The following is a 23,488-nucleotide window of genomic DNA, read 5'->3' as shown; positions in this document are numbered from 1 at the left end:
TGAGCATTCGATAAATGGGCGGGGTAGTCTGTAGCCATGGCAAAGGGCAGAATTCCGGACAGTGATATCCAAGCTATCCGTGAACGCGCGCCTTTAGAAGAAATCGTGGGCGAATATGTGCAGCTCAAACCAGCAGGGCATGATTCTTTGAAGGGCTTGAGCCCTTTCAAGGATGAAAAGACACCGTCCTTCCACGTCCGCCCGCAGCGGGGATACTATCACTGCTTTTCCACCGGTAAAGGCGGCGATGTATTCAGCTTCCTAATGGAAATGGAACAGGTCTCTTTTCCGGAGGCCGTGGAAGCCGTAGCGCAGAAGATCGGCTACCACATTAATTACCAGGGCGGCTCGACCGGTGCCCGCAATGAGAAGCCGGGTACTCGGCAGCGGCTAATCGCTGCGAATAAGGCGGTGCACGAGTTCTACCGGAAGCAGCTGGAAACCCCAGAGGCGGCAACGGCGCGCAATTTTTTGCTGGACCGCGGGTTTAGCCGCGAGGTTATTTATGATTTCGAGTGCGGGTACGCCCCAGAAGGTTGGGACACCGCCACAAAGCACCTATTGCGCATGGGCTTTTCCTTTGAAGAACTAGAGGCGGCCGGCATTTCCAAGATGGGCAAGCGCGGACCCATTGACCGTTTTCACCGCCGGTTGCTGTGGCCCATTAAGGATCTTTCCGGCAACGTCATTGGCTTTGGTGCGCGCAAGCTCTTTGATGATGACAAGCTGGGCAAGTACATGAATACGCCCGAGACCATGCTTTATCACAAGTCCAAGGTGCTCTTTGGGCTGGATTTGGCCAAGCGCAATATTGCAGAAGGACACCAGGCCGTGGTGGTGGAAGGCTATACGGATGTGATGGCCATGTACGCGGCAGGCATTAAAACTGCCGTGGCCTCGTGCGGTACGGCCTTTGGTGGGGAGCACTTGCAGGTGCTGCGTCGGCTCATGCTGGATGATTCTTATTTCCACGGCGAGCTCATCTACACCTTCGATGGTGATGAAGCGGGACAGAAGGCCGCGATGCGTGCCTTTGACGGGGAGCAGAAATTTACCGGACAATCCTTCGTCTCTGTGGCGCCAGACGGCATGGACCCGTGCGATCTGCGCCTTGAAAAGGGCGATGCCGCGGTGCGCGATCTGGTGGCAGACCGCATCCCCATGTTTGAATTCGTCATTCAGTCAGTTATTGCTGATTTCCGGATTGATACTGCCGAAGGCCGCTTGCAGGCTTTGCGGCGGGCGGTGCCCATCGTCGCGCAAATCCGGGACCAGCCCCTGCAGCGCGAGTACGCCCGCCGGCTTGCCGGCTGGGTGGGCTGGAACGATCCGGAAGAGGTGCTCCGCCAAGTGCGCGCGGAGGCGAAGAAACCGAAGAAGGCGGATAAGCCGACGATACGCCGCTTTGATAATGCACAGCCGCAGCCGGCGCAGCAGGATGTGCCCATGATCCATCCGCCCAGCCCGAAGGAGACCCATCTTTGGCCGCAGCGGGAGGCGCTAAAGTTGGCCTTGCAGATGCCGGAGGTCGTTGGCTCGTACTTTGATGGCATTACTGCCGATGCCTATACCAACGACGCCTACCGCATTGTCCGGCAGGCGATTTCCGCCGTGGGCGGGGCAGGCAAGGGCGCCACTATGTCCGGGGTGGATTGGATTGCCGCCGTTGCCGGGGAAATGCAGGATCTTACGGGAAGGAATTTCGTCTCCGAGCTGGCAGTCGAGGCTATCCTGCCCACGGACGTGGGCGCGGAAAAATATGCGGATTCCGTGCTCTCGCGGCTGCAGGAAACCGTCGTGGGCGATCAGATTGCACAGCTGAAAGCCCAGTTGGGCCGGATGCGGCCTACCGATGATGAGGCCGGCTATAACTCCCTGTTCGCGGACCTCATTGCCTTGGAGCAGGCCCGCCGCGAGCTAAATGACCGCGCCTTTCGCGGAACGCCAGGTATATAAAATCCCCGGGCAGGCACTCGAGCGCTAGTTCAGGTGCTGCACGGGGAAGGGCTAACGGGGAAAGGTTTTAATCCTCATCGGGCTCATAAATCCGGTCTGCCTGTGGAGCCTGGTTCCCGCGAGCCTTGCCTTTGCCACGGCGCTTTTCGGAAAGGTCGTGGATTTCGCGCATGCGTGGCTCGGGATCCAGGCGGTTGGCTACCATCTTGCGCGCGGAGCGCACCGCGGATTTGGTGGCGGGGGAGTTGACGGTCTTTTGGTAGGCGCTTTTCATTTGGTGGTAGCGCTTGCGGCCCGCTTTGGTGCCAAATACGTACCCTGCGGCGGCGCCGAAGACGAATTGGATCATTATTGACTAATTCCCCTTTATCCTATGCGAGCAAAAGTTCCTCTCTAGCTTACCGCGTATGTACGGTTTCGCGCCGAAACTGCCCGCTGGAAGTGCCTTCCTGTTTTCATCGGCGCCCATTCGCGCTAGGTTGAGTTAATGATTCTTCATCAGCAGCGAGATTCGGCCATGGCCGCCGCGGTGGCATTTGCCGCACTCGCCACGGCGGGCTTATCCGCGCCTGGTGCCGAACCGTCCGAGGAAACACGGTTCTGGGTGGAGTAGGCAGGGAGGCATCGATTAGCTTGAGCGGTCATATAACTATTTGTTTAAAAAAGCGCTGAGAAAGGTTAGCGCGCAGTTCATATTTCCTTAACGTTAGCTGGTTAGTGTGCAGAGGAAATCACTTCTAGCTGAAAGTTGCGTTATATGACCCGTATTTTCAATCGTGGTGTTTCGCGTCGAGTACTTGCTCTCGGAGCGGCCGCCAGCTTCACTGTTGCTTCCTTTGCACCCGCTGCGCAGGCGGGTGAGCTTTCGTCCAAGGTGCCGCAGGTACAGGGATCTAGCAGTGGATCCAGTATCGGCCCCTCTCCAGTGCAGCACCCAGGCGCGCCGGTTCCTCAGCCCTTTGGTGTGGACTACCTGGCAGGCTTTGAATCCGATATTTCGTCCTACCAATTTGGCAACTATTGGCAGGTTGTCCGCGGGTTTGACCAGATTAAGCACCAGCCTGAGGTCCTTGAAGAAAACATGGATAAGGTAGTGGCCATTAACAATGCGGCTGCTGATGACCCTGAGCTGATCGCCCGTGCGCAATCCGATGCCAAGGCAAGCTCCGGTGGGATGCTCGAGGCCATTTCTGACTCCATGGGGGAGAGCCTAGGCGGCGCATTCCGCGAGGCCTTGGCAGAGCATCGACTGCCAAAGACTCAGTACCTGCTGGGCAATGGCTACGCCGCCCGTGCTGGTGGGCTGGCTAGCTCCACCTTCGCAGAAAAGTACTATTTCCGTTATGACCGCCCATTCGTGCAGGCACCCGATGCTATTAACCGCTACGAAGACGAGTCGAAGGATCTCTATTCCACCTCGCCAGCTTTCCCTTCTGGGCACACTAACCAGGCAACGTGGATCACCACTTTGATGGCTTCTATGCTTCCGGAGGTAGGCCCGCAACTAATGCTGCGCGGCGCCGAAGCAGGAAACCACCGCGTCGTACTGGGTGTGCACTACCCATTGGACGTCATTGGCGGACGCATGACCGGTCAAGCTGCGGCGGCGGATCGCTTGAACGATGACCGCATGCGCGATGCATTGCAGCAGGCTGCGCAGGAAATTCGTGAAGAGATTCAGTGGCGTACGGGCAAATCTGTAGAAGAACTCGTCGCACAGGATAAGGCCGATGGCAAAGAATACCGGTCCACCGCAGATGCTGTAGACGAATACACGGATTTCTTGGATTACGATTTCACTCCAAGCAATCCGACGGACGCGCCGATGGTTGTGCCGCAGGCCGCCCCGGTACTGCTCGCCGCTTCCCACCCGGACCTGACTCCGGAACAGCGCGCCGAGGTGCTACGCCAGACCGCACGCCCTGCCGGCAATCCATTGGATTGGCAAGGCAAGGACGGCTCCTGGCAGCGGCTTAACGTTGCCCGTGCCATGGCGGCGCAAGTAAACGTTAATGCAGATGGCAGCGTGAGCGTCCAAGGCTAGCTTGGTCGCCCGCCCCCTCGATACCGCCTAGGCCCTCATTGCGAGGACTAGGCGGTTTCGATTATGGCGGCAAGGCCCTGGCCGCCGCCGATGCACATCGTAACCAGCGCGCGCTTGCCGCCGGTGCGGCGCAGGTGGTGCGCGGCGGTAACCACGATGCGGGCACCGGTCGCTCCCACTGGGTGGCCCAGCGAGATGCCGGAGCCATTGGGGTTAAAGCGAGAATCTTCGGGGGAAATGCCCCACTGATCTAGTACCGCGAGGGCTTGGGCGGCAAAGGCCTCATTGAGCTCGATGAGGTCGAGGTCATCGAAGGTGAGATCGAGGCGGTCCATGACCTTGCGGGTTGCCTCAACTGGTGCGATGCCCATGCGCTCTGGTTCTACGCCGGCAAGCGCCCAGCCCTTCAAGACCACCATCGGTTCGAGACCGAGCTCGTCAGCCTTTTCACGGGTGGTCACGAGCACGGCGGCGGCGCCGTCGTTCTGGCCGGAGGCGTTACCTGCGGTCACTGTGGCCTCGTCATCCTGCTTGCCCATCACTGGGCGGAGTTTGGACAGTTTTTCCACGCTGGAATCAGCGCGCACGTGTTCATCCTTGTCCACGATGATGGGATCCCCCTTGCGCTGGGGGACGGAGACAGGGACGATTTCGGCATCGAAAAGCGCCTGCTCTTGCGCGCGGGCAGCGTTGTGGTGGGAACGCGCCGCAAGCTCATCTTGGTCTTCGCGCGACAGGGAACGCTCGCGGCGGAGGTTCTCGGCGGTTTCGATCATGCCGCTGGGGATGGGGTGGTTTTTACCACCGGCGGTTTCGCGGGCCTCCTGGAGGCGATCGCGAAAGACCATGTTTCCGCCCTTCGCACCCCAGCGAATGTCGCCGTCCACGGTGTACTCGGTGCGCGACATGGATTCGGCGCCGCCTGCGATGACCACCTCGGCCGCGCCGGTGGCGACGTGGGCGGCGGCGGTGACGATGGCTTGCAGTCCGGAGCCGCAGCGGCGATCGAGCTGCATGCCGGTCACGGAGACGGGCAGGCCGGCATCGAGTGCGGCGACGCGGCCCAAGGCAGGCGCAGCGCCGTTGGGGGAGGCTTGACCGAGGATGATGTCATCGATGATGTTCGGGTCGATGCCGGATTCTTCCACGATGGTGGATACCACCAGGCTGGCCAGATCCTGGACGGGGACGGATTTCAGCGCGCCGCCGTAGCGACCGACTGGGGTGCGCTTGGGGTAGCACAGGACGACGTCTTGAGTATGCATGGATTCTCCTTAGGAAATTTCGGTGGTAGTGAGATCGTGGGAAATGGCCGCGCACGTACTGAGGAGCTCTGGGAGGATCTGCGCGGTGAGATCTTGGGTGGAATACACGGAGGTCTGGGTGGAAATATTGATGGCCGCCACAGCGCGCCCGGTGCGATCTCGGATCGGAACGGCGATGGAGCGCAGGCCGATTTCTAGCTCTTGATCCACGATGACCCAGCCGCGCCGCCGCACCTCGCCGAGGCGGGCTCGCAGCGCGTCCTGGGATACCAAGGTGTGCGGGGTGACCTGCTCGAGCGGAGCGGTGGTGGCGAAATACTCATCCAGCTCCGCCGGCGTTAAATCAGCGAGTAGCACCTGGCCCATGGACGTGGCGTGCGCCGGGAAGCGCGTGCCGATGGTGATATTGGTGGACATGATGCGGTGCGCTGCGGCGCGGGCGATATAGACCACGGTGTCGCGGTCGAGCACGCTCACGGAGCAGGACTCATCGAGTTTGGTGGATAACTCCCTCAAATGGGGCTGGGAAATATCCGGCAATCCCAAGCTTGATAGGTACGAATAGCCCAGTTCCAAAACGCGCGGGGTGAGCCAAAAATCTGAGCCATCGGTGCGGGCGTAACCTTCTGCGACAAGCGTGTGTAGAAAGCGGCGTGCGGTAGCGCGCGCTAAGCCTGTGAACTCGGCAACCTGGGCCAGTGTCTGCCGCGGGCGTTCGCCATTAAACGAGTGAATGACGTTGAGTCCGCGGGCAAGAGATTGCACTACGGGGGTGTCTGCCACGGTGTGTCCTCCAAGCTATTTTCAGGGTTAAGTGGCCCAGGTCTCTTTAGTGTACCCGATAACGTTCGCATTCTGAACCCTTGTGCTGTCTGTGAACCACACGTAGTCTAAGGCCATGTTGAATAAAGTCATAGCCTCAGTAGAGGAGGCCGTCGCGGATATCCCGGACGGTTCCTCCATCGCGGTGGGCGGATTCGGCCTTGTGGGTATCCCGGCGCAACTCATTGCTGCGCTGCGCTCCCAGGGCGCGAGCGAGCTCACCATCATTTCCAATAACCTTGGTACGGACGATTTTGGTCTGGGCCTGCTGCTCAAGGATCACCGCATCGCCCGCTCCATCGGTTCCTACCTGGGAACCAATAAGGAATACGCGCGCCAGTATCTTGAGGGCGAGCTTACCGTCGAATTTACCCCGCAGGGCACCCTGGCGGAGCGTATGCGCGCCGGTGGTGCGGGCATTCCGGCCTTCTACACCAAGGCTGGCGTGGGCACGCCGCTTGCCGATGGCGATATCCCCACCCGCTACAATCCCGACGGCACCATCGCGGAGACCTCCGCACCGAAGGAAACCCGCGAGTTCAACGGCGAGCTCTACGTCATGGAAGAAGCCCTTACCCCGGACTTCGCCTTCGTCCATGCCGCCCGCGCGGACCGCTTTGGCAACCTTGCCTTTAATAAGACCGCCCAGAACTTCAACCCCGATGCGGCCAAATCCGCCGATATCACCATCGTGCAAGCAGAACAGTTGGTAGAAGCCGTTCCTCCCGCAGAGGTCGATGTGCCCGGAATCTACGTGGACCGCGTAGTGGAAGTGGGCAAACAAGAAACCGGAATCGAATTCAGGACGGTGAGCAAGTAATGACCTGGTCACGCGAAGAAATGGCGGCACGCGCCGCACAAGAACTGGACAATGGTGACTACGTCAACCTGGGCATCGGCATGCCGACGCTCATCCCGGGCTACCTGCCAGAGGGCCGCGAGGTGGTCCTGCACTCTGAGAACGGAATCTTGGGCGTTGGTGCCTATCCCGAAGAGGACAAGGTGGATCCGGAGCTCATCAACGCCGGTAAAGAAACCATTACCGAAGCCCCAGGTGCATCCTTCTTCTCCTCGTCCGAGTCCTTTGCCATGATTCGCTCCCGCGCCATCGACGTCGCGGTGCTCGGCGCCATGGAGGTATCCCAGTTCGGCGACCTGGCCAATTGGATGATTCCCGGCAAGATGGTCAAGGGCATGGGCGGTGCGATGGACTTGGTGCACGGTGCCAAGCGCATCGTAGTGATGATGCAGCACGTATCCAAGCACGGCGATTCCAAGATTCTGGCGGAGTGCCAGCTGCCGCTGACCGGCGCTCGCTGTGTGGATCTGATTATCACCGACCGCGCTGTATTCACCGTGGACGAGCTGGAGGGCCTGACGCTTATCGAGGTCGCCGAGGGTGAAACCGAGGAGTCCATCCGCGAGGTTACGGACGCACCCTTTAAGGTAGCGCTCGATTAATTAGTTGTGGACGTGAAAATCGCCGCTTCCCGGGAGAGACTGGGAAGCGGCGATTTAGTGTTTCGCTGGTGGATTAGACATCGCGCAGGTCCACGCCCTTGGTTTCAGGCAGAATGTACATGCTGACAAGCGTGAGGATGCACAGTGCGACGACGTAGAAGCCAGAAGCCCAGGTAAGGCCGTGGGCCACGAACCACTGGTAGATATACGGTGCGGTACCGCCGAAGACGGCGACAGACAGCGAGTAGGCCAGGCCGATGCTGCGGGTGCGCTGGGCGGTGGGGAAGACCTCGGACATGATGGAGGACAACAGCGCGCCGCCGGCGGCAACGATGACCACGCCGATGGTCGAGGCCACCAGCAGGGTCCAGGGGCGGTCATCGATGAAGTTCATCAGTGGTATCTGCAGGATGGCTAGGCCGATGGCGCAGATATAAATGACGGGTTTGCGGCCGATCTTATCGGACAGGCTGCCCCACAGCGGGAGGGCGATGAGACCCGCAGTCTGTGCGGCCACGGTGACCCAATAAGCACCCTGAGTGGACATCCCCTCGTGGCTAATGGCGTAGGTGGAAACATAGGAGGTCCACGTGTAGTGCGAGGCCGTAACGCCGGAGACCATACCCACGACGAGCAAGATATTCTGCCACGCCGGGCGGACAACAGAGGCCGGCTTTTCCGAGTTCACGGACTTCTTGGTGCGCTTCGGAGCCTCAACGGTGGGCTCGGCGCTATCGATTTCCTGGAAGTGATCCGATTCCTTCATGTGGCGGCGCAGGTACAACGCAACCAACGCTGCCGCGGCACCCAGGAGGAACGGAATGCGCCAGCCCCAAGCGCCAATCTGCTCGTCCGTCAGGACCAGTGAAATGCCGCCACCCAAGACGTAGGCGATGACCGAGCCGCCGAAGATGGAGACGTAAACCATGGAACCCCAGCGGCCGCGGTGGGCGTTCGGGGCGATTTCGGGGATGTAGCTATTGGCGGCTGCGGATTCACCGCCGTGTGCAAAGCCCTGCAACACGCGGATAAGGAGCAGGCCGACAGAAGCCCAGATGCCAATGGTTTCGTAGGTGGGCAGCAAGCCGATGAGGACGGAGGCGCTGGCCATCATGATGATGGTGGTCATCAAGACGGTCTTGCGGCCGCGCTGATCAGCGATGCGGCCAAAGATGATGCCACCCAGTGGGCGGACCAAGAAGCCGACGGCAAAGACGCCGAAGGTGGCAAGCAGCGCGGAGGCGGTATCGCCCTTGTCGAACATCGCTGCGGCGATGAATGGGGCGAAGACCGCGTAGGAGCTCCACTCGTACCATTCAAGGACCTGGCCGGTCAGGCTGGCTGCGAGGGATTTGCGGTCCGTTTTGGTCGCGCCCGATGACGAAGTGGGTGTGGGGCTCGGCGGGGCGGTAGAAGTCAATGTTCCTCCTAGGGATGGGTCCGAATTATTGAGGAATATATTACGCACATCACACTTCGATTAGTTCGCGATGTAGACCACGAAAATCTCGGCACCGGCTAGGTAGATTTGGTTACTGACTAGAAACTGCATGTCTTCCACCACTTTTTAGGGGAGGAGACCGCAAAAACTTCATGTTCGCTAAGTGAACGGTAGTGCGCACTGTGACCCCGGATAGGGGTATTTGGGTAAAATCTTTGCCGTAACGAGCTTGGAATTCGCAGGAAAAGGTCATTTCTGACCGGAATTCCAGCACTGAAAATTTGGGTGTGGTGTAGCGTGTGAGCCACGACACGGAAGGTTTTCGAAGAGTCTTGAACCACCAAAGTGAACCATCACTGTGAACCAACCGAGTCTTTCCGGAGCCACACCCTAAGGAGGGATTTATGACTGCTCTTAGTCCCGAGGAACTAAGTACAGAAGGCCTCGCCGAAATCATGGCCGCGGGCGGACGCCCAGCCGATAGCGAGCGCAAGATCAACATCATCGATACCACCCTGCGTGATGCGCACCAGAGCATCTGGGCCACCCGCATGACCACGAGCCACATCCTTTCGCTGTTGGATGACATCACCAACGCTGGTTTCGAGCACGTGGACTTGGTAGCGCCCATCCAGTTCGACGTCTCCGTGCGCTACCTCAAGGAAGACCCGTGGGAGCGCGTTCGCCTCGTGCACGAGAACGCCGCGCCGGGCACTAAGTTCCGCGCCCTGATTCGCTCCAAGAACCTGGCTTCCTTCGACTTCTTGCCGGATGATGCCATCTTGAACTGGACTGAGCACCTCTACGCCAATGGCTTCCGTGTGATCGGCTCCTTCGATGGGTTGAATGACATCGACAACATCGACCAGGGCCTCAAGCTGGCCAAGGAACTCGGAGCCGAAACCTTCGGCGCATTGTCCTACTGCTTGAGCCCGGTGCACACCGATGACCTGTACAAGCGGAAGGCCACGGAGCTGCTCGAGCGCACCGATGTGGACCGCATCATGCTGAAGGACGCCGGCGGCCTGCTTACTCCGGACCGTTTGAAGACCCTCATCCCGGCGATCCGCAGCTCCATCGGTGACGTACCGCTCGAGGTACACACCCACTCGCTGACCGGACTGTCCCCGCTGACCTACCTCTACGCAGCGGAATTGGGCGTGGATTCTATCCACACCTCCATCGCTCCGCTGGCCAATGGCCCGGGACAGCCAGCCACCCAGGCCGTGGTGCGCGACCTTCGCGCGCTGGGGTACACGGTGGACGTTGACGATGAGCGCATCGATTCCGCCAGCGAGCGCATTCAGGAAATCGCCGATACGGAAGATAAGCCAGTAGGCGTTCCGCGCGCATTCGATGGCCTGCACTACATGCACCAGCTACCCGGCGGCATGCTTACCAACTTCGAATCCCAGCTGGAAACCGCTGGGTTGGGGGACCGCTTCGAAGAGTTGCTGTACGAGGTTGCACGCGTGCGCGAAGAGCTCGCATACCCCATCATGATTACGCCGTTTGCCCAGTTCGTGGGTACCCAGGCCGTCATGAACGTGATGACGGGTGACCGTTACTCCGTGGTCCCGAACGAGATTAAGAAGTACGCCTTGGGCTACTACGGCGAGCCGCTCGCCCCGCTGGACCCAGACGTGCTGGAGAAGATCATGGCCAACGGATCCTCCGAAATCACGGAGGAAATCCCAGAACTTAAGCCGGTCCTGCCGGATCTGAAGAAGGCTCACCCGGACGAGGACATCGACACTTTGTTGCTGCGCGTGATGTTCGCCGGCAGCCAGGTCGATGAAATGAAGCGCTTTGTGGCCGAAGGCCGCGGCGGCGAGGGTGAAGGCGTCAAGGGTGGCGTCCTTACCTCCCTGGTACAGCAAATCTACGACTCTTCCGATACCACCGACTTCCACCTCAAGACTTCCGACTTGGAAATCAACCTCACCAAAGGAGAAAAGTAACCATGACTGATTCCACTAACTTGCACGACCTGAAGTCCCTGCTGAAGTGGGCCAACCTTTCTGATGACATCCAAGAGCTGCAGATTAAGTACGGCGACGTCGAGCTCGCGGTGTCCCGCACCCCAGGTGGCCTGAACCGCCCGGCACCGGCTCCGGAAGCCGCTCCGGCCGCAGCTCCAGCAGCAGCACCAGCACAGGAGGCCGCACCGGCTTCCGCTCCGGCCGCTGAACCTGAGTCCAAGCCTGCTCCGGCGCAGGAGGAAGCACCGAAGGAAGAGCCAAAGGCCTCCGGTTCCGGTGAGCCGTCCGCAGAGGGCGAGACCGTGAAGGCCCCTATGGTCGGTACCTTCTACGCCGCTCCGAAGCCGGGTGCAGATCCCTTCGTCAAGGTTGGCGACGAGGTTGAGGTTGGCCAGGTGCTGTGCATCGTCGAGGTCATGAAGCTGATGAACAACATCGAGTCCAAGGTTGCCGGCACCGTGAAGGAAATCCTTGTAGATAACGAGGATGCCGTGGAGCACGGCCAGCCCATCATGGTCATCCAGCCGAAGTAATCGACCTGGAGGAAAATATGTCAGATCTATTAGGTAGCGTGCTCATTGCTAACCGCGGTGAGATTGCGCTTCGCATCATTCGCGCCTGCAAGGAATTGGGCATTAAGTCCATCCTTACTTATTCCGAAGGCGATAAGGACTCCTTGCCGGTAAAGCTTGCCGATCAAGCAGTCTGCATCGGCCCGGCGAATGTTTCCAAGAGCTACAACAGCCCCGAGCTGGTTATTTCTGCCGCCATGGCGTACAAGGCGGATGCCATTCACCCAGGCTACGGCTTCTTGTCCGAGAAGCCGGACTTTGTCCGCATGGTGGAAGAAGAAGAGATCGGCTTTGTTGGCCCTTCGGCTGAGCACATCGGCTTGATGGGTGACAAGATCGCGGCTAAGCGCATCGCTAAGTCCGCCGGTGTTCCCACCGTTCCGGGCTCCGACGGTGTGGTCACCGAGTTCGATGAGGCCCTCGAGGTTGCCCATAACACCGGTTTCCCGCTGCTGATTAAGGCAGCCGCCGGCGGTGGTGGACGCGGTATGCGCGTGGTGGAATCCGAGGACACGCTGGAAAAGGACCTCAACGAGATCATGAACGAGGCAGAGTCCGCGTTCAATGACCCGTCGGTCTACATCGAGCGCTTCTTGACGGATATCCGCCACATCGAGATCCAGGTGCTGGCCGATGGAGAAAACGCCGTCGCCCTGGGCGAGCGCGACTGCACCTCGCAGCGCCGCAACCAGAAGCTCATTGAGGAAGGCCCTTCGCCAGTGCTGACTGATGAGCTGCGCCAGGAGATGCAGGAAGCCGCGATTAACCTGTGTAAAGAGGTGAAGTACAAGAACGCCGGAACCATCGAGTTCGTCTTCGATAACACCGAAGATAAGTTCTACTTCATCGAGATGAACACCCGCATCCAGGTGGAGCACCCCGTAACGGAGATGATCACCGGTGTGGACCTCATCAAGGAGCAGTTGCGCATTGCCTCCGGGCAGAAGCTGTCCATTACCCAGGATGATGTGGAAATCCGTGGCCACGCCATCGAGTGCCGCATCAACGCCGAAGATCCGAACCAGAACTTCGCGCCGCGGCCGGGCAAGATCGAACACTACCGCGTGCCAGGTGGCTTCGGTGTGCGCATGGATACCCACATCGAAACGGGCTACACCATCCCGCCGTTCTATGACTCTATGGTGGGCAAGCTCATCGTATGGGCAGAAGACCGCGATGAGGCCATCACCCGTATGCTGCGCGCCATCGACGAGCTGCAGGTAGAAGGCGTTGTCACCACCGCGCCATTCCAAGCCATGCTGCTTGATAGCGAGAAGTTCCGCAGCGGCGAGTTCAACACTGGTTACGTTGCCAAGCTGCTGGAAGGTACCGACTCCATCCCTACGGATGACTAAACTCGGCTCCCTTTAGCGAGAGAGTGCAGGTTCCGCTTTGTGCCGGCCTGCACTCTTTTGCATTTTAAGTCTCTAAAATTACATCTCTATGTCACGCCTAGTCCCAGGCTTTGCTTAGACCCAAACCTGTGGGGAAGGAAAACAATGTTGGTTATCGCCGCCATGCTGGTCGGCGCCATCGTGCCGGCGCAAACGGCCATTAATACTCGTCTGCGCGAGTCCGTGGGCTCGCCCATCGCCGCCGGGTTCTTCTCCTTCATTATCGGCTTTGCCGTCTCCGCCATACTCGCGCTGATAGTCACCGGTGACGCGATACCGGACCTGGCGCTGGCGGCCGCCCAACCGTGGTGGGTGTGGCTCGGCGGCTTTATGGGCGTGGCCTTCATCGTGGGAAATATCCTGCTATTCCCGCGCATCGGCAGCGTAGAAACCGTCATCCTGCCCATTCTGGGACAGGTGACGATGGGCCTTATTTATGATCTGACCGGCCTTTTCGAATCCCCCTTGGTTCCCGTCGGCCCGCTGCGCATCCTCGGCGCGCTTATCGTTGTGGGCGGCATCGCCTTGGTATTAGAAATCGGCCGGGGCGCTGCCACCACGCGCGCGCAAGCCACCGGGCTTTCTCTGTGGCTGTGGCGGGTCTTCGGCGTGCTCATCGGCATGGGCTCTGCCACCCAAACCGCCGTCAACGGCTATCTGGGAGGTGCGTTGCATAGCCCCATGCCCGCCAGTGTCATTTCCCTGGGTGTCGGCGTGATTCTATTGGCCCTGCTCACCCTGGGGTGGAAGGCTCCCCGCCGCGCCCTTTTGAGCGGTATCGCACCCGGCCCCTGGTGGATGTGGCTCGGCGGTGTGCTCGGCGCGCTCTTTGTGGTTGGCGGCGCGACGCTGTCGCCCATGATCGGCACCGGCACGACGGTCATCGGCTCGCTGGTGGGCTCAATCATTTGCGGTCAGGTCATTGAATCGCTGGGCTGGGGCAATGCCGAGCGCGGTTTGCCGCCGGTGCATCGCATCATCGGCTTGGTTTTGGTCATTATCGGCGTGATTATGGTGCGCGCCCTATAGGGCTGTGCCGCGCTTGCCGATGCCCCCTTTTTGCCCACCCTTCGCTCCCACGCCCGGCTGGGACCGGAGCGAAGGGTTATTGCCGCCAGCGCTCTAAGGTGAGCTTGGGGCTTAGTGCGCGGGAGACGCACGGTGCGAAGGCACCATCGGCATACATTTGCGCGTCATAGACGGAATCGCGGTGATCTGGTTCGCCGTCGACCACGCGCATGATGCAGGTGCTGCACGTGCCTTCCAAGCAGCGCGATTTTACGGGCAGATCGAGATCCTCGAGGACCTCTAGGACGGTCTTATTCGCTGGGATTTCTACCGTCTCGCCGCAAAATTCTACTTCGAACGGGCCGTCGCCGGCCCCAGCGTTTTTCTCACCGGACAGTGCTTTTAGATCGGGGTGGAAGTTCTCCCAGTGGAAGGCATGCTCGGGCAGATACTCGAGCGCGATTTCTTTGGCGGAATCCATGAAGCCTTGCGGGCCGCAGACATAAAAGGCCGTCTCCTTCGGCGCTTGGCCCAGCAGATGCCGGTAGATGTCTGCTTGCTTGTCGCGCGGGCGGCCAAAGACCTCAATGAGCTTATCACCGCAGGTTTCGCGCAATTGCTCGAGCAGCACCGCGTGGTGTTCATCGCGCGCGAAAAAGAGCACGATATACGGCTTGTTCTCGCGCTCGAGGGATTGAGCCATAGAAAGCATGGGGGTAATGCCCACGCCGGCGCCAACAAGAACGTAGTAGCCGGCGTCTGCCACGAGCTCGAAGTTATTAAATGCCTGCGAGATTTCAAAGCTATCCTCGCGGCGCAGTTTGAGCATTGCAATCGAGCCGCCCGTGGAGTTTGCCTCCCGCTTTACCGCGACGCCATACGTTGGCCGTGCCTGTTGGCCAGCGGCAGGCGAAGAGGAACCGGTCAGCTCAAAAACCGAGTATTGCCGGGTAAGCATCTCGCCGTTAGCTCCTGGGAGGGTGATATCGACGTGGCAGCCGGGGGAATAATTTGCGAGCTGCGCATCACCGTCCAGCGAAAACTCGATAACCGCAAGGTCATCGGCTACGGCGGTGACGTTTTCCACCGTGGCGGTGGTGGAGGGGGCATCGGCAAGCTGGGATGCAGATTGGGAAGGAGAACTAGGCATAGGGGTGAATAGACCTCACTTTCGTGGCTGTGGTTCATTGCCAATTCACTGAATGTAATGCACGTCATGGTACAGCCTAAAAGGAGAGACAGGTTACAAAAGCGTTCGCATAGCGGACACGTGTGCGCCTAGTACACCTATATGGGGTGAGCAGGCGGAGAGTTTGCAAAATCTGCCAAGACGGGCATTTTTGCTATTTGCGCAGGAGAGGATAGGTGCTGTGAAGACGGGTGTAGCGGCGGTGTTCGTGCCCGGTAATTTCCCGGAAAATTGCATTCAAAATTCATTGCAGTGGAGGGCAGTGTCTCTATAGGCTTACGTGCACAGCTAAATGGTGAACTAGACCACATAGTTAGGAAATATGTGTTGTGTAGCACCAAGATTGGAAAGGTTGTTCACTCCCCATGACTGCTCCTACCGAAACTCGGACGGAACCAAAGGTTCTGCCCATGTCCGATAATCCCTATGAGGATTTCCGCTACTTCTACCGCGATGGCATGGATCTGCGCCCATCGCCGAAGCGCCGCGTGGATAAGCCCGGCTGGTCCACCCTGCGTCACAATATCTTTGACCACTGGCACACTGTCCATGATGAGTGGGAAGGCTACGACACCCCGCAAACGCGTTTGCTCGATGATCACATGTGGCAAACCGATGAGCAGGGTGCCGCTTTGGCGGAGTCCTTCCGCCGCGATGGTGCAAAGGAATCGCGCGCTAAATTTGAGCAGGCGCTGAATGAAGGAATCGAGACCGTCGAGGACCCATCGCCGGAATTGGTGGCCTTCTTCGACCAGGTCGATAACATCCCAGACTGGATCGACCTTGAAGCCGCCGAGCGCGGGCGCGTCGCCTACTACAACGCCACCCCGAGCGCAGACCTTCTCACCTTCAATTTTGGCTACTGGGCCACCACCATGGAAGACCGCACTTCCGCGGCCACTGGCGAGACTGGGATGTTCGAGTTCAAGGCCATGCAACGTGCACTGGAGACCTCCAAGTTCTTCGTGGACTTGGGCAAACAAGACGTCTTCGACCGCTTTGGGGAAGGCCGCAAGGCCGCAGTCCGCGTCCGCCTGCTGCACGCCCAGGCCAACCGCGGTCTGGAAAAGCTCTGGGGGAAGGAGCATTACAACGAATTCGGACGGCCGATTGGCTCCAGCTTCCTGGTCTCCGGTGAAGGCTGGTTCGCGCTCATGCCGCTGGCCATCGACGAGCTTTTCGGCCGCCCCCACTCCGGCCAGGACTGGGACGACGTTGCCCAGTATTGGGCATATGTGCTGTACATGATGGGTGGGGAAGAGCGCATCATCCCCAAGACCGGCGATGAAATGCGCAAGATGACTGACTTCATCTACGCAAACGGCGGGCGTTCTTCGACGTACCACCAGCGGGTGGCTACGGCACTGATGTCCATCGTGGAACAGATGAATCCGGACCTTCCACTAGAAATGTTGGGCTCGCTGGCCACGCTGGTGGGAGAAGAGGACACCAAGTTCATGGTGGAAGGAACCCGCTGGGCCGATATGGACTTTTCCCAGGCGGCCAAAGACTTCGAAGCCAAGGCGCGCGCAGAGGCAAAGGAAGCCCGCGAAGCCGATGAAAAACCTGGCGCGGAGGAATACAAGAAGCACAACGCCACGCAAGGTCGCCCACTGTGGATCAATGCGTTGGAAGAAGTGCAAGAGCACATCAACAACCATGAGCCAGACGTCAAGGCCGAGTGGACCCTGCACGATGATTCCAAGGAAGCCCGTCGAAACTAGCCGGCGCACTCGCTGCTAGTTACCAAAGTTTAATAATAAGGAAGGGAATAAAACACAATGACTGCTCCCACAGATACCTCTGACGTTGCTAACACGTCGCAGGCGGAACCAAAGGTTCTGCCCATGTCCGATAATCCTTATGAGGATTTCCGCTACTTCTACCGCGATGGCATGGACCTGCGCCCGGCGCCGAAGCGTCGCACCGCGGCCCCAGGCTGGTCGGAGTTGCGGCACAATGTCTTCGACTCCTGGCACACGGTAGAAGATGACTGGGCAGGCTACGATAGCCTGCAAACCAAGCTTCTCGATGACCACATGTGGCAGACCGACGAGACCGGTGAAAAGCTGGCGGAGGCCTTCCGTCGTGACGGTGCCAAGGAATCGCGCGCTAAGTTTGAGCAGGCGCTCAACCACGGCATCGAGACGGTAGAGGACCCGGCCCCGGAGTTGGTGGACTTCTTTAAAGAGGTAGACCGAATTCCGGAGTGGCTGGACCTCGAGGCCGCAGAGCGCGGCCGCGTGGCCTACTACAACGTCACACGCACCTCAGAGGTTTTGGCTATTGCCTTCGCATACTGGGCTACCACGATGGAGGACCGCACGTCGGCGGCCACGGGTGAGACTGGGATGTTCGAGTTTAAGGCCATGCAGCGCTCCATTGAAACGGCGCAATTCTTCACGGATTTGGGCAAGAAGGACGTCTTTGACCGCTTCGGTGAAGGCCGCAAGGCTGCCGTGCGCGTCCGCCTGCTGCACTCCCAAGCTAATCGCGGCTTGGAGAAGATGTGGGGCAAGGAGCACTACAACGAATTCGGCCGGCCGATTGGCTCCAGCTTCCTGGTCTCCGGTGAGGGCTGGTTTGGGATGATGCCGTTGGCCATCGACGAGCGCTTTGGCCGGCCGCACTCCGGCCAGGACTGGGACGATGTGGCCCAGTACTGGGGATATATCCTTTATATGATGGGTGCTGAAGAGCGGCTCATCCCTAAGACCGGCGATGAAATGCGCAAGATGACGGATTATATCTACGCCAATGGTGGATATTCCTCCACCTACCATGAGCGCGTAGCCACCGCCTTGATGAGCATTCTCGAAACCATCCACCCGCTGGTCCCCAATGTGGCCTTAGGAGCGTTGACCACCATCTGCGGTGTGGAAGACACCAAGTTCATGGTCAAGGGCACGCGCTGGGAAAAGGTGAACCTCAAGCCGTGGGCCCTGCTATACCAGGGCGCAGCGCGGGCAGAGGCCAAGGTTGCCCGCCTGCGGGACAAGCTGCCGGGTGCGCAAAAAGCAAAGATTAAGCGCGCTAATAAGAATAAGCCGCCATGGTCCGATGTTACCGCGGTGATTAAGGCGCACATCGCGAAAAACGAGCCAGAGACCAAGTCCGATTACACGCTGCACGATGACTCTAAAGAAGCTCGCAGCTAACCCATCTCCACACCATTCTCAGAGGAGAACACCATGACTAACACTATGTCCCTAGGCACCGTAGGCGAGTGGCCTGCCGGTCGCGGCGATAAGGAAGAATTCATCGCTACCTTTGGCAAAGAGCGCGCCGACCGCTACCACGAGGCTTTCTGGAAGATGGACCCAGTAGCTGATGCGCTTTTTACCAGTGGCCACACCGTCAAGGAAATCATGCCTAACCTGCGCGATGCCCTCGCGCGCGGCACTGCCAACGAGGACACCTTCCCAGAGGTTGCTGCCCTCATCGAGGACATGACTAAGGCCCTCGACGGCATCGATGCCGAGAAGCTGGAGCGCGGCCGCCGCGTCTACTTGTCCATCCCGCCGCTCAGCCACGGCCTGGCGCTGGGCCCGGGCTCGCTGGTCCACACCTATTCCACCCCGGCGATCGCGGACTTATTGGTCAATACCGGTGAGCTTACCGATGGCGCCGTCAAGCGCCTTGCCTACACCACCAACTGGACCTATTCGCTCTACCTGCCGGATGCGCTGCAGCCCGGCGGCGAAGGCTTCATCCACACCGGCATGGTGCGCGCCATCCACGCCCACGTGCGGCGCGTACACACCCGCAAGGAGCTGGACTACTCCCACTACGGTGCGCCGATTAGCGAGTTCGACATGCTGCGCACCTGGTTCGACTTCACCTACATTCCGTACGCCGGCCTGCGCAACATGGGCTGGAAGCTCACGGCAGAGGAAGAGAAGGACGCGTTCTACCTGTGGAAGATTGCCGGGCGCATGCTGGGGATTTCTACGGACCTTTTCGAAGGCGAAGATGGGGTAGAGGCTTCCCAGGAGACCATGGACGCCATCCATACCGTCGACGGCGAGATCAATGAATCGGCCCGCAAGCTTGTCGATGCCCTCATGGACGGCTTCGTCGTCAACGCCAAGGAGCTCACGGGCATGCCCGATGACACCCTGGCGGACTGGACCGCTGCGCACGTGCGCATCATTCATGGCGATGAGGTCGCCGATGCCTGCGGAGTGGCCGACTCCGTCATGCGCCCCATCCTGCAAATGGAGGCACCGCTGGTGCAGGAGCGTTTCGACCTCCTCCGCCAAGATCCGGAGGCGCTCGAGGAGGAAATCCAGAAGAATGAGGAGGCGGTGCGCCAGATGCTCACTCGCGATGCCACCTATATGAAGCAGGATGAGGGCATCAAGATGAAGGATGGCTCGGTCGTCGCGGCCTCCTAAAACAAATTACCCACTTTCATGGGTGACACGTCACTAGAACTTTAAGTACTCTTGTGGCAGGCGCACACGGATTGTGTTCGCCGCCACAATAGTTCCAAGAATCCACTTAGAAAGGGATCCAATAATGTCCAAGGATTTTGCGGTAACTAACCCCGCTACCAATGAAGTAGTAGAGAAATTCGACACCTTTAGCGATGAGCAGATCCAAGAGGTTCTGGCTAAGTCCAACGAGGCTTTCCAGACCTGGCGCGAGACTCCCATTGAGGAGCGCGCCAAGATTGTGTCCCGCGCAGCGGAACTGCTCAAGGAACGCAAGGGCGAGCTGGCCAAGATTGCCGCACAGGAGATGGGTAAGTCCACCCCAGAAGGCGAGTGGGAAATTAACTTCTCCGGTGACATCCTGCAGTTCTACGCAGACAACGCCCCAGAGCACAACAAGGACCAGCCAGTTGACGTGCCAGGTGGTAAGGCCACCCTCCGCCGCCTGCCCATTGGTACCCTGCTGGGCATCATGCCGTGGAACTACCCCTTCTACCAGGTTGCCCGCTTCGCTGGCCCGAACCTGATGAACGGCAACTGCATTATCTTGAAGCACGCCGAAATCACCCCGAAGTCTGCTGCAGTCATCGAGGAGATCTTCCGCGAGGCTGGTCTGCCAGAGGGCGTATACATTAACGCTTACGCAAACCACGAGCAGATTGAAGAGATCATCGCGGACAAGCGTGTCCAGGGTGTATCCCTGACCGGTTCCGAGCGCGCTGGTGCCGCTGTGGCTGAGATCGCCGGCCGCAACCTGAAGAAGGTTGTGCTGGAGCTTGGCAGCACCGACCCCTACATCATTCTGGATGCAGCCGATGTCACCAAGGCTGCCGAGGAAGCTTGGGTCAAGCGCATCGAGAACGTTGGCCAGGCTTGCACCTCCAACAAGCGCATCATCGTCATGGACGACATCTACGATGAGTTCGTCGATGAAATGGTCCGCATTGCAGAGGGCATGAAGCAGGCTGACCCAACCCAGCCGGGCGAGAACCAGTACTACCCAATGTCCTCCCGCGAAGCAGCAGAGAACTTGGACAAGCAGGTCAAGAACGCTGTGGACAACGGCGCTAAGGTCCGCACCGGCGGCAACCTGCACGAGACCGCTGCGTACTACGAGCCGACCGTGCTTACCGATGTCCCCGTTGGTTCCGACTCCTACTACGAAGAGTTCTTCGGCCCAGTAGCAGAGATCTACAAGGTTTCCTCCGAGAAGGAAGCCGTAGAGCTGGCCAACAACTCCAACTACGGCCTGGGCGGTGCCGTCTTCTCCGATGACACCGAGCGCGCCACCAAGGTTGCTGACCAGATCGAGACCGGCATGATTCACGTCAACCTGGGCCAGTACTTCTCCCCAGTACTGCCATTCGGTGGCGTCAAGAACTCCGGCTTCGGCCGCGAGCTCTCCGTCTTCGCACTGGACGAGTTCGTGAACAAGCAGTACCTCTACATCAACGACTAATTACTCGTTGAGGCTCGCTCAGCGCTTTCTGAGCCTGCAGCGAGCACGTAGAGTGCAATAGGGAAGGGGCCTAGCATTTGAATGAATGGCTAGGCCCCTTTTTTGCTGTCTGCATTGCTGGTTAATCCTTCGTATCCGCCGCGACCAGTCGTGTCGCGCATACGAAAAATCCCGCTCAGCGCAATGCTGGGCGGGATGTAGTCTGCTCCTCCAACTGGGCTCGAACCAGTGACCCTTCGATTAACAGTCGAATGCTCTGCCAACTGAGCTATGGAGGAATATCCATGTTGTACGTCGAACGTGCCGTTCTCTGTGCAACGAGAATTAACTATATAGGCTAACGCCGTTTTCACACAAATCGCCTGGTTAGCCGGAAAAATTGAGCTGTAGGACGTGGGTGAGGTTGGAGGCATCGGCAAGCGCATGGCCTGTGTATTCCTGTGTGGGAAACGTCGCCTGGAGCCTGGCCGAGGATGGCTAATTTTCTCTTTTCCTGAACACCGTTCAATACGTCCGGTACCCTCAGATTATGACTTATTTCTCAGTGCGAATGCGGTCTGATTCCGCAGGCCAGCACATTTCGGGAGCAGAGCGAATTGTCAGGGAACACGAGGTTCCGGCGGTCTGCGCGGCGCTATTCGAGCGTGCTTTGGCGCACCCGAAGGGAATGGCGGAAAATACCTTCATCACGGTGGAGGCTGTGGCCGAATCCGATATTCTGCACGTCCCTTCCGTAGGAGTAAAAGAAGAAGCGGTGCAATCGCCTTCGCAGGCCAGGGGCGTCATCGAGGAACTATTGCGCCCCATGACCGCTCATTCCCAGATAGTCATTGAAGAGACGTTTAGAGCCAGGAATATGCGCGGGGCAATGCTTATTGCGGCCGATACAGGAGCGCGCTGCGAACCAGATGCACAGCGAGGCGTCCGCGTAAGCCATATGGACGCGTGCGGCGCTTCAGAGGAAGAATTCAAAGGCAAGGATGCAGCCCGTGAAGCCATCGTTCTGGCGAGCAAGGTTGCCGCGCATCCTGACGTTCTAGCAGAAGTCTGCGTATCTGATGATCCGGCCTATACCACCGGTTACGTCTGCATAGATGACACGTACCACCGCCTTCCGTACATTAAAGAGCTTGGCTCGGACGAGGGGGCGCGGGCATTCATCATCAAACCAGGCGCCGATATCGAAGCGTTGATTGATTATTTGGAAAACCGCGCCGTACTCGTGGATTTTGAGGCAGAAAAGTGAACGAAAGCCTAGAACAAGTCGCATCGGCGCGCCTGGATAAGTGGAGAGAAGACGGCCTCTGGCGCAGCCCTTCGGTCTTTGCAAGTAGGCAAGTCCCGGAAAGCTCCTTGCGGGTGGCCACCGGGAAGACGGCCAAAGAGGCGGTGCTCTTTAGCTCGTCGAATTACCTGGGCCTGGCAGAGCATCCGGAGATTAAAAACGCCGTAAAGGACAGCGTTGATCACTACGGCGCAGGTTCAGGCGGCTCGCGTTTGACCACCGGCACCTCTGATCTACACGTTGCGGTAGAAGCCGCTGCGGCCCGGCTGACTGGGTATCCAGACTCGGTATTCTTTGCCACCGGGTATCAGGCCAACCTATCGACGTTGCAGGCATTGGCCTCGCCCGAACTCACCATTATTTCCGATGCGCGCAACCACGCCAGCATCATCGATGGCTGCCGGCTCGCAAAGGCCAGCGGCGCCTCCCTCGTCGTCACGGCGCACCGCGATACCCGCGCTGTGGAAGATGCCTTGGCTACCAGAACCACCAAGTATGCCTTGGTGGTTACCGATGGCCTCTTTTCCATGGACGGGGTGCTCGCGCCCTTGCCTGAGCTATCGCGGCTGGCACGCGAATACGGCGCATGGCTTATGGTCGATGATGCTCACTCGTTTGGCACCGTCGGCGACCGCGGCCTTGGCCTGCCAGAATATTTCGGCGTTCAGCCCGATATCCAACTTATTACCGCTAGCAAGGCGCTTGGTGCTGAAGGCGGACTCGTAGCAACGGGTAAGCCGGTGGCGCAGCTCTTGCGACAACAAGCCCGGTCCTTCGTATTTTCTACCTCGCCCACGCCAGCAACATCGGCCGCCGTGCTCGCGGCGTTAAAGCTCATTGAGTCTGATCCCAGTCTGGTTAGCCAACTGCAGAACAATATTTCTTATTGGCACAACACACGCGGGACGACGCCACAGCAAGGGCCGATTATCCCCGTGCATGTGGGCGATGAGGCCGCCGCGATGGACGCTAGCGCTGCACTGCTTGACCATGGATTTATCGTCCCGGCAATCCGGTGGCCAACTGTTGCACGTGGCGCTGCGATTCTCCGCGTTACCCTCATGGCAACTCACACGCGGGCGCAGATTGATGCTCTCTGCACAGAACTTAAACAACTGGGTTTATAAGTTAAACGCACGGTGGGTGCGTTTAAGGAATGGCTTCTCTCGTCGCC

General features: G+C 59.0%; 20 protein-coding genes and 1 tRNA gene. 15 read left to right on the top strand and 6 right to left on the bottom strand.

From position 1 onward, the window contains the following. Nucleotides 1-36 precede the first annotated feature (36 nt). Nucleotides 37-1,956, top strand: a complete 1,920-nt coding sequence (gene dnaG, locus QP970_RS02660) for a DNA primase (protein WP_284869535.1) — start codon at nucleotides 37-39, stop codon at nucleotides 1,954-1,956. A gap of 67 nt (nucleotides 1,957-2,023) precedes the next feature. Here dnaG and QP970_RS02655 read toward each other — a convergent pair whose 3' ends face one another. Continuing rightward, nucleotides 2,024-2,305, bottom strand: a complete 282-nt coding sequence (locus QP970_RS02655) for a hypothetical protein (RefSeq protein WP_023023385.1) — start codon at nucleotides 2,303-2,305, stop codon at nucleotides 2,024-2,026. 138 nt (nucleotides 2,306-2,443) lie between these two features. On the opposite strand from QP970_RS02655, the gene QP970_RS02650 reads away from it, so the two are divergent. Both QP970_RS02650 and QP970_RS02645 read left to right on the top strand, forming a co-directional pair. Further along, a complete protein-coding gene (locus QP970_RS02650) occupies nucleotides 2,444-2,569 on the top strand; it encodes a hypothetical protein (protein ID WP_255342553.1) in 126 nt (41 codons plus the stop codon). A gap of 144 nt (nucleotides 2,570-2,713) precedes the next feature. Beyond that, on the top strand, nucleotides 2,714-4,000 hold the full coding sequence (locus tag QP970_RS02645; protein WP_502870059.1) for an acid phosphatase: 1,287 nt from the start codon (nucleotides 2,714-2,716) through the stop codon (nucleotides 3,998-4,000). A gap of 47 nt (nucleotides 4,001-4,047) precedes the next feature. Here QP970_RS02645 and QP970_RS02640 read toward each other — a convergent pair whose 3' ends face one another. Together QP970_RS02640 and QP970_RS02635 are read right to left on the bottom strand one after the other, a co-directional pair. Further along, entirely contained in the window at nucleotides 4,048-5,265 is a 1,218-nt protein-coding gene (locus QP970_RS02640; RefSeq protein ID WP_284869533.1) for an acetyl-CoA C-acetyltransferase, read from the bottom strand. A 9-nt stretch (nucleotides 5,266-5,274) separates the two neighbouring features. Next, nucleotides 5,275-6,048, bottom strand: a complete 774-nt coding sequence (locus QP970_RS02635) for an IclR family transcriptional regulator domain-containing protein (protein ID WP_284869532.1) — start codon at nucleotides 6,046-6,048, stop codon at nucleotides 5,275-5,277. 115 nt (nucleotides 6,049-6,163) lie between these two features. Between QP970_RS02635 and QP970_RS02630 the strand changes: the two genes are divergently transcribed. Together QP970_RS02630 and QP970_RS02625 are read left to right on the top strand one after the other, a co-directional pair. Beyond that, nucleotides 6,164-6,907: a CoA transferase subunit A gene (locus QP970_RS02630; protein WP_005278125.1), complete on the top strand. Its 744-nt coding sequence runs from the start codon at nucleotides 6,164-6,166 to the stop codon at nucleotides 6,905-6,907. Then, nucleotides 6,907-7,548, top strand: coding sequence for a 3-oxoacid CoA-transferase subunit B (locus QP970_RS02625; protein WP_005278126.1), 642 nt, complete (start codon nucleotides 6,907-6,909; stop codon nucleotides 7,546-7,548). Before QP970_RS02630 ends, QP970_RS02625 begins: the two co-directional genes overlap by 1 nt. A gap of 73 nt (nucleotides 7,549-7,621) precedes the next feature. On the opposite strand, the gene QP970_RS02620 is transcribed toward QP970_RS02625, so the two are convergent. Then, on the bottom strand, nucleotides 7,622-8,968 hold the full coding sequence (locus QP970_RS02620) for an MFS transporter (protein ID WP_284869531.1): 1,347 nt from the start codon (nucleotides 8,966-8,968) through the stop codon (nucleotides 7,622-7,624). Nucleotides 8,969-9,393: 425 nt separating this feature from the next. On the opposite strand from QP970_RS02620, the gene QP970_RS02615 reads away from it, so the two are divergent. The 4 genes from QP970_RS02615 to QP970_RS02600 all read left to right on the top strand — a co-directional run bounded on the left by QP970_RS02615 (nucleotide 9,394) and on the right by QP970_RS02600 (nucleotide 13,966). Next, nucleotides 9,394-10,950: a hydroxymethylglutaryl-CoA lyase-like TIM-barrel protein gene (locus tag QP970_RS02615; RefSeq protein WP_284869530.1), complete on the top strand. Its 1,557-nt coding sequence runs from the start codon at nucleotides 9,394-9,396 to the stop codon at nucleotides 10,948-10,950. Nucleotides 10,951-10,952: 2 nt separating this feature from the next. Then, complete coding sequence (gene accB / locus QP970_RS02610; RefSeq protein ID WP_284869528.1) at nucleotides 10,953-11,504, top strand: acetyl-CoA carboxylase biotin carboxyl carrier protein; 552 nt, start codon at nucleotides 10,953-10,955, stop codon at nucleotides 11,502-11,504. Between the two features lie 17 nt (nucleotides 11,505-11,521). Beyond that, nucleotides 11,522-12,898, top strand: coding sequence for an acetyl-CoA carboxylase biotin carboxylase subunit (gene accC, locus QP970_RS02605; RefSeq protein ID WP_005284133.1), 1,377 nt, complete (start codon nucleotides 11,522-11,524; stop codon nucleotides 12,896-12,898). Between the two features lie 144 nt (nucleotides 12,899-13,042). Continuing rightward, the gene (locus QP970_RS02600) at nucleotides 13,043-13,966 is read left to right on the top strand and encodes a DMT family transporter (RefSeq protein ID WP_284869527.1); all 924 of its coding nucleotides are present in this window, start codon (nucleotides 13,043-13,045) and stop codon (nucleotides 13,964-13,966) included. Between the two features lie 76 nt (nucleotides 13,967-14,042). Here the strand turns inward: QP970_RS02600 and QP970_RS02595 are convergent, their stop codons facing one another. Further along, nucleotides 14,043-15,095, bottom strand: coding sequence for a PDR/VanB family oxidoreductase (locus tag QP970_RS02595; protein WP_284869526.1), 1,053 nt, complete (start codon nucleotides 15,093-15,095; stop codon nucleotides 14,043-14,045). A gap of 404 nt (nucleotides 15,096-15,499) precedes the next feature. Here QP970_RS02595 and QP970_RS02590 point away from each other — a divergent pair, with 404 nt between their 5' ends. The 4 genes from QP970_RS02590 to QP970_RS02575 all read left to right on the top strand — a co-directional run bounded on the left by QP970_RS02590 (nucleotide 15,500) and on the right by QP970_RS02575 (nucleotide 21,029). Continuing rightward, on the top strand, nucleotides 15,500-16,858 hold the full coding sequence (locus tag QP970_RS02590) for an oxygenase MpaB family protein (protein ID WP_284869524.1): 1,359 nt from the start codon (nucleotides 15,500-15,502) through the stop codon (nucleotides 16,856-16,858). Between the two features lie 57 nt (nucleotides 16,859-16,915). Then, on the top strand, nucleotides 16,916-18,292 hold the full coding sequence (locus QP970_RS02585) for an oxygenase MpaB family protein (protein WP_284869523.1): 1,377 nt from the start codon (nucleotides 16,916-16,918) through the stop codon (nucleotides 18,290-18,292). Between the two features lie 33 nt (nucleotides 18,293-18,325). Continuing rightward, entirely contained in the window at nucleotides 18,326-19,531 is a 1,206-nt protein-coding gene (locus tag QP970_RS02580; RefSeq protein WP_284869521.1) for an oxygenase MpaB family protein, read from the top strand. A 124-nt stretch (nucleotides 19,532-19,655) separates the two neighbouring features. Then, the gene (locus tag QP970_RS02575) at nucleotides 19,656-21,029 is read left to right on the top strand and encodes an NAD-dependent succinate-semialdehyde dehydrogenase (RefSeq protein WP_284869520.1); all 1,374 of its coding nucleotides are present in this window, start codon (nucleotides 19,656-19,658) and stop codon (nucleotides 21,027-21,029) included. A gap of 205 nt (nucleotides 21,030-21,234) precedes the next feature. Here the strand turns inward: QP970_RS02575 and QP970_RS02570 are convergent. Beyond that, a tRNA-Asn gene (locus tag QP970_RS02570) sits at nucleotides 21,235-21,307 on the bottom strand. Between the two features lie 251 nt (nucleotides 21,308-21,558). Between QP970_RS02570 and QP970_RS02565 the strand changes: the two genes are divergently transcribed. After that, a complete protein-coding gene (locus QP970_RS02565) occupies nucleotides 21,559-22,275 on the top strand; it encodes a 6-carboxyhexanoate--CoA ligase (RefSeq protein WP_284869519.1) in 717 nt (238 codons plus the stop codon). Further along, on the top strand, nucleotides 22,272-23,441 hold the full coding sequence (locus tag QP970_RS02560; protein WP_284869518.1) for an aminotransferase class I/II-fold pyridoxal phosphate-dependent enzyme: 1,170 nt from the start codon (nucleotides 22,272-22,274) through the stop codon (nucleotides 23,439-23,441). Before QP970_RS02565 ends, QP970_RS02560 begins: the two co-directional genes overlap by 4 nt. The last annotated feature ends 47 nt before the right edge of the window (nucleotides 23,442-23,488 follow it).

The sequence above is a fragment of the Corynebacterium sp. MSK073 genome, from assembly GCF_030232085.1.
Classification (GTDB): domain Bacteria; phylum Actinomycetota; class Actinomycetes; order Mycobacteriales; family Mycobacteriaceae; genus Corynebacterium.
Note: the sequence above shows the minus strand (reverse complement) of the source record. Positions and strands in the feature narration are given on the sequence as shown.